At 69.4% G+C, this 6,037-nt stretch carries 6 protein-coding genes; 5 read left to right on the top strand and 1 reads right to left on the bottom strand.

What is annotated here, in order from left to right; all coding sequences use genetic code 11:
- Positions 1 to 188 precede the first annotated feature (188 nt).
- From AC5RUJ_RS09565 to AC5RUJ_RS09545, 5 genes are all read left to right on the top strand, one after another.
- Positions 189 to 1,052, top strand: coding sequence for a universal stress protein (locus tag AC5RUJ_RS09565; protein ID WP_494012795.1), 864 nt, complete (start codon positions 189 to 191; stop codon positions 1,050 to 1,052).
- Positions 1,053 to 1,298: 246 nt separating this feature from the next.
- Positions 1,299 to 2,348, top strand: coding sequence for an efflux RND transporter periplasmic adaptor subunit (locus tag AC5RUJ_RS09560; protein ID WP_494128784.1), 1,050 nt, complete (start codon positions 1,299 to 1,301; stop codon positions 2,346 to 2,348).
- A complete protein-coding gene (locus tag AC5RUJ_RS09555; RefSeq protein WP_494128783.1) occupies positions 2,345 to 3,058 on the top strand; it encodes an ABC transporter ATP-binding protein in 714 nt (237 codons plus the stop codon). The genes AC5RUJ_RS09560 and AC5RUJ_RS09555 overlap by 4 nt, the downstream gene beginning before the upstream one ends.
- Entirely contained in the window at positions 3,055 to 4,248 is a 1,194-nt protein-coding gene (locus tag AC5RUJ_RS09550; RefSeq protein WP_494128782.1) for an ABC transporter permease, read from the top strand. Before AC5RUJ_RS09555 ends, AC5RUJ_RS09550 begins: the two co-directional genes overlap by 4 nt.
- Positions 4,249 to 4,321: 73 nt before the next feature.
- Entirely contained in the window at positions 4,322 to 4,789 is a 468-nt protein-coding gene (locus tag AC5RUJ_RS09545; protein ID WP_494128781.1) for an SRPBCC domain-containing protein, read from the top strand.
- A 13-nt stretch (positions 4,790 to 4,802) separates the two neighbouring features.
- Here AC5RUJ_RS09545 and rarD read toward each other — a convergent pair whose 3' ends face one another.
- Entirely contained in the window at positions 4,803 to 5,822 is a 1,020-nt protein-coding gene (gene rarD, locus AC5RUJ_RS09540; protein WP_494128794.1) for an EamA family transporter RarD, read from the bottom strand.
- Positions 5,823 to 6,037: the final 215 nt, after the last annotated feature.

The raw sequence follows: 6,037 nt of genomic DNA, 5'->3' as shown, positions 1-6,037 counted from the left end.
GCGAGGGTTTCCGGCGGCCGCCCGCGGCCGTTCTGGAGGCCGCTCCGGCCGCCCGCCCCGTCCTGCTCCCGGCCTGTTGCCGCCGGCGGTCTCGGGTTAGAGTCGGAACCATCATCGCGTCACCGGGTGCGGATGTTGCCGGCACCGTCGCATCCGCTGCCCCACGGACAGGGACAGGGGTAGTTTGCATGCGTTATGTGGTGGGATACCAGCCGGACGAGCGGGGAGCCGATGCCGTGGCATTGGCCGTGGCAATCGCCCGGACGCAGGGGACGGGGCTGGATATCGTCTATGTGGTGGCAGACAGCGCCCCCTACGTGGCGTTGAACCCCGAAGGCAGCCGCGTCAGCGCCAGCGAGCAGGAAGTCCTCACCGCCCGCCGCGAGGCCCTGAAACTGGTCCCGGCAGACGTCAACGCCGAATTCAAGGTACGGTCCGCCGAATCGTTCGCCGAAGGGCTGATCGCGGCGGGCGAGGAAGCCGGCGCCAGGCTGATTGTCATCGGCGCCAGCAGCAACAGCCTGTTTAAACGCTTCACGGTGGGCAGCGTGGCAAACGCCCTCCTGCACGCCTCGCCGATTCCGGTGGCGTTGGCGCCCCGCGGGTACCAGCGGACAGAGCCGCTGACCCGGCTGACCGCGTTCATCGGCGAGCGGCAGGGCGCGCAGGCCGCCCGGGACGTTGCCCTGAACGCGGCCTCGCGCCGCGGCCTGCAGCTGCGCCTGGTTTCCCTGGTCTCCCTGGACACCCGTGAAGCGCCGGACAGCGGCGAGGCTATCCACAGTGCCCACCTGCACGCGAACTCCGTGCTGGCCCAGGCCGCCACCGAACTGCCTCCCGGCAACGCCACGGTGACCGTGGCCCATGGGCGCAACATCGAAGAGGCCATCGATTCGCTGGACTGGGACGACGGGGAACTGGTGGTCATGGGATCCAGCCGGCTCGCCCAGCACAACCGCCTGTTCCTCGGTGCCACTGCGTACAAGGTCCTGCGTTCGCTGCCGGTGCCCATGGTGGTGGTTCCGCAGGAAGTGGACGGGGTGCGGGACTAAGGGGTGCGGGGAAGGCGGGGGATCGGCGGGGGCTCCGGATCAGGCCGCCGGCAGGCCGCTGCCGTGACTGTTGCGGCGCCGGGCGGTTCCGGTCTCCGCCCTGGCCGCCGGTAGCGGCCGTGTCTTGGCCGCCCGCCGCCATCCGGCACTGGTAACCTCCGTCACAAGCGGGTGTTTGTCTCACGTCATGTGTCAGCTTCCCGCCGTGACGCGCCTCAGGCGCACGTCGACGAGGGGGGATCCTGCATGAGTGCTGTGCGCCGCTACGTTCTGCCGGTGGTTTGGCTGGCGATTTTCGCCGTCATAGCTGCCGCGCTCTTCAAGCTCGCTTTCGTGGATGGCATGCGCGCGGAGGCGGTCGACCAGCAGCCTTCGGCCCGCCTGGTCACGCCCAGCGTACCCGCGGCCGTGGGCACGGTGATCAACGTGGTCCAGCTCGAGGGATCGGTTGCCGGCGACCCCGCCGTGACCGTGCGCAGCACGGCGGAAGGCACGGTGAACCACCTCTTCGTAGAGGCCGGGGCGAACGTGGCCAAGGGTGATGCGCTGTTCCAGGTGCAGAAGCCGGTGGAACCCGACGCCGTGCAGCAGGTTTCGCTCGAACCGGATCCGGAGGACGAACCGGCCTTACCGGCTGCCCCGGCGTATACCTACGTGAACGTGGTGGCCCCGGCCGCCGGCAAGCTGACCGACCTGTCCGTGCTGGTGGACCAGCAGGTCTCGGTCGGTGCCGAAGCAGCCGTCATTTCCCCGGGCACCTTTTCGGTGACCGGGACACTGACCGCCGAGCAGCAGTTCCGGCTGCTCGACCGCCCCAGTTCCGCCACCGTGACCGTCATGGGCGGTCCGGCTCCCTTCGAGTGCAAGGCCGTGACGGTCGGGGAGAGCCCGGCAGCCGGGGCCCCGGGACCGGTACCGGAGCAGCCCGGGGATCCGTTCGGGCCGGCGGCCCCCGCGGCGACGGGCACCGTCAACTGCGCCGTACCGGCCGATGTCAGGGTTTTCCCCGGGCTGGGCGCGACGATCGATATCACGGCCGGAACCGCCGAGAACGTGATCGTGGTGCCCACCACGGCGGTCCGCGGATCGGTGGACACCGGCCTGGTGTGGGTGGTGGAGGACGACGGCGGGGCGCCGGTTGAGCGCCCGGTCGCCCTGGGACTGACCGACGGGATGCAGGTGGAGATCGTCGACGGGCTGGACGAGGGCGACCTGGTCCTGCAGTTCATTCCCGGCGCGCCGGGGGACCAGATGATGCCCGGGATGGAAGGCGATTTCGGCATGGTGGGCGGATGAGCGCTGCGGCGGCGGGGGCCCCGCTGCTGGAGTTGCAGGGCGTGACGCGGAGCGTGCACATCCCGGACCGCGGCCCGCTGCACATCCTGCAGGGCATCGAGCTGAGCATCGGTACCGGCGAGCACGTGTCGATAGTCGGCCGGTCCGGGTCGGGGAAGTCCACCCTGCTGAACATCCTGGGCCTGCTGGATGTGCCGAGCACCGGCGAGATGTTTTTCGAGGGGCGGGCGGTTTCGTCCCTCGGGGAAAAGCAGCGCGCCATGGCCCGCGGTGCCCGCGTGGGATTCATCTTCCAGCAGTTCAACCTTCTGCCGGGCCGTACAGCACTGGAAAACGTCATGGTCCCGCTGCTCTATGCCCGCGGCCGGCAATTCTGGCGGCGCGAGCGGCTGGCCGCTGAAATGCTCGATCGGGTCGGCCTGGGCGACCGGCTGGGGGAGAAACCGCACAGGCTCTCCGGCGGTGAGCAGCAGCGGATCGCCATCGCGCGGGCGCTGGTGCGCTCGCCCAGGCTGATTCTTGCCGATGAGCCTACCGGCGCCCTGGACATCGAAACCGGGCAAAACGTGATGGCCCTGCTGGACGAGGTGGTTCGGGAGTCGGGTGCGGCCCTGGTGACCATCACGCACGATGCAAACGTGGCGGTCCTGGCCCAGCGGCACTATCGGCTGGGCGACGGGATTCTGCACGCTTCGGAGCAGGCAGCATGACCGGCGCCGTTGCCCTCCTGGTCGAGGCATGGGCCGAGCTGCGCATCCACAAGACCCGGGTCCTGTTGGCCTTGATCGGCGTGGCGCTGTCCGTCGCGGCCCTGACCACCGTCGTCGGGCTCGGCAACATGGCCAGGGAAGGCATCGTGCAGGGGCAGGAACAATCCGGAGGCCGCGCAGCGACCGTGACGGCTGAGGTCCACCTGCCGACAGGAACCGAGGAACCGGCGGTCCTGCAGGCCGCCTTCGAGGGGCTCGTGGAACGCTACGGCGTGGAATACGCGAGCCGCCGGGCCTTCGCCCAGGTTCCGTTCCAGTTCCCCCACGGCGTCATGACGGCCGAGACCACGGTGGTGGACCGCAGCTACGGCGAGATGCGGCGGGTCAACCTGGTCACCGGCCGCTGGTTCACGGAAGCCGACGCCGCGGCGCTTGCGCCGGCGGTGATCATCAACGAAGCATTCCACCGGCAGCTGGGTGCACCGGACCTGGCGCTGAACCCCGTGGTGCAGATCTTCCAGCAGCGGCCGATCGCGGCCACCGTGGTGGGAGTGATGCCGGACTTCCACCAGGAAGCCATGGCCCAAGCCATGATGCTCACCAACCACTACGAGCGTTGGGGCCTCGGCGGGGAGGCAGGTCCTCCTCCCGTGCTGGAAATGTGGCTCCCGGCCGAGCTCGAGCCGGGCCTGAGCGCGGCGATCGCCGGTGACCTTCAGGCCCAGTTCCCCGATGCCCAGGCGAATGTGTACCGCAGCGACTATGCCGCCTGGGGCGACCCGTTCGAGGGCATCCAGTGGGCGGTAGGCGGCATCGCCGGCCTGGTGCTGCTGCTGGGCGCCGTGGGACTGCTCAACATTTCGATGGTGACGGTCAGGTACCGGGTGCGGGAGATCGGCATCCGGCGCAGCTTCGGGGCGACCTCCGGCCGGATCTTCTTCGGCGTCATGCTCGAATCGGTGGTCGCGACGTTCGTGGCCGGCGTGGCGGGGGTGATGCTCGCCGTCGCCGTGGTGAAGAGCCCGTGGATCCAGGACCTGATCGCCCAGGGCATCAGCGAACTGCCGCCGTTCCCGGTGGAAGCGGCGCTGCTGGGCATCGGCGCCGCGACGGCCGTCGGCGCACTGGCCGGCCTGATCCCGGCGGTGGTGGCCGTGCGGGTCAAGGTGATCGACGCGATCCGATACTAGTGCTGGGCCTGCCCGGCGGGCCGGACCGAAGCGGCAGAGCCCGAAGTGCCCGAGGGTGCGTTAGCCTCCGGGTATGCCTCTCCTAAGTCGTGCCGTTCACGCGGCGAAGGGACACGTGTCCCACAGGTGGTCCATGCCGGTGCCCGCGGCCCGCCTTTGGTGGGGGCTGACAGACCCGGAAGCCTTGCCTCATTGGCTGGGGACATTAACGTCCGGGCGGTTCGTCGGCGGGGATGTGGTGACCATCCAGCACGCGGAAAACTATTGCTGTACCAGCCGGATTCTGGAATGTGAACCGGAAAAACTGCTGCACATGACGTGGGACTTTCCGGACGAGCCGCCGTCGCAGGTGCGGATCATCCTCACCCCGGTCGGCAGTACGACCACCCTGGACCTGGCCCACGACGGGCTGGGGAGCGAAGCGGTCAATTACCTGCCCGGTTGGCACGCGCATCTTCTCTACTTGGAAGCGCTCACCATGGGCCGGCCACGACCCATGTCCGACTTCTGGTCAACGCACGACGGGCTGTCCGGCCTCTAGCCGCCGCACCCCGCTAGGGTGCCTGGGCGGCCGCCGGCTCCCCGCCGGCCTTGGGCGCCCGCTTCAGGGCCACGGCCATGTCCGTGGTCAGGATGGCCAGGGAGAGCCAGACCAGGCCGAAGCCGATCCAGCGTTCCAAGGGCATGGGCTCGTGCAGGAAGACGAGGGCGATGATGAACTGCAGGAGCGGGGCCAGGTACTGCAGCATGCCGACAGTGCTCAGCGGCAGCCGGCGGGCGGCGGCGCCGAAGAACAGCAGGGGCAGCGCGGTGATCAGGCCGCTGGCGGCCATCAGCCAGAAGTGGCCGCCGCCTTCGGAGAGCAGGGTTGCCTGGCCGGCGGCCATCAGGATGAGCATGACGGCCACGGAGACCGGGGTCAGCACCAGCGTTTCCACGCTCAGGCTGGTGACGGCGTCGACGCGGCCGCCGATGTTCTTCTTGACCAGACCGTAGAACCCGAAGCTGAGCGCCAGGATCAGGGCAATCCACGGAACATTGCCGTACCCGAAGGCAAGCACCAGCACGGCGGCGAAGGCAACGCCCATGGCGGCCCACTGCGCCGGGCGCAGCCGTTCCTTCAGCAGGATGACCCCCAGCAGCACGGAGACCAGCGGATTGATGAAGTATCCCAGCGCGGCCTCGATGGCGTGTCCGTTCAGCACCGCGAACACGTAGGTCAACCAGTTGACCGCGATGAGGCCCGCGGCCAGGGACAACGTCCCGAAGGTGCGCCTGTTGCCCAGCGCGGCGCCGAAGGTGCGCCAGCCGCGCAGCGCCGTGATCAGCAGGAAGCAGAACAGCAGCGACCAGACAATTCGGTTGGCGACGATCTCCAGCGGGCCGGCGGGTATCAGCGCGGTGAAGTACAGGGGGAGGATGCCCCAGAGGCCGTAGGCCGAGAGGCCGTAGGCCATGCCGGCCCGGGTCTCGGTGTCCCGCCCCCCGCGGGACGCAGCGCTGGCGCCGCCATCGTGGCTCCCGGCCACGCGGGCGGGGGAAGAGGGCTCCGAGGTGGCACCGCCGTCGTTCATGGACACGCTGGCGACAACCTCCGGTCGGTGATTTCTATTCCACCCACCGTACCCCCGTGCGGCCGCGGCCGTCAGAACTTCCCGCCGGCCAGCTTTCCCACCAGGTCGCTGAATTCGTCGAGCGGATGCTGGCGGCCCCCGGAGGGATCGCGGTGATAGGTGACGGCGAGCGACTGCAGCGGCGGGACGCCCACCAGCCGCGCGCGCTCGCCGGC

The organism is Arthrobacter sp. Y3223164 (assembly GCF_059091005.1).
This window is presented reverse-complemented; position numbering and strand designations above follow the sequence as displayed.

Bases quoted from the DNA above. Each gene is read 5' to 3' on its own strand.
- rarD (WP_494128794.1), bottom strand. From the start codon at position 5,822: ATGAACGACGGCGGTGCCACCTCGGAGCCCTCTTCCCCCGCCCGCGTG.
- AC5RUJ_RS09545 (WP_494128781.1), top strand. From the start codon at position 4,322: ATGCCTCTCCTAAGTCGTGCCGTTCACGCGGCGAAGGGACACGTGTCC.
- AC5RUJ_RS09565 (WP_494012795.1), top strand. From the start codon at position 189: ATGCGTTATGTGGTGGGATACCAGCCGGACGAGCGGGGAGCCGATGCC.
- AC5RUJ_RS09555 (WP_494128783.1), top strand. From the start codon at position 2,345: ATGAGCGCTGCGGCGGCGGGGGCCCCGCTGCTGGAGTTGCAGGGCGTG.
- AC5RUJ_RS09550 (WP_494128782.1), top strand. From the start codon at position 3,055: ATGACCGGCGCCGTTGCCCTCCTGGTCGAGGCATGGGCCGAGCTGCGC.
- AC5RUJ_RS09560 (WP_494128784.1), top strand. From the start codon at position 1,299: ATGAGTGCTGTGCGCCGCTACGTTCTGCCGGTGGTTTGGCTGGCGATT.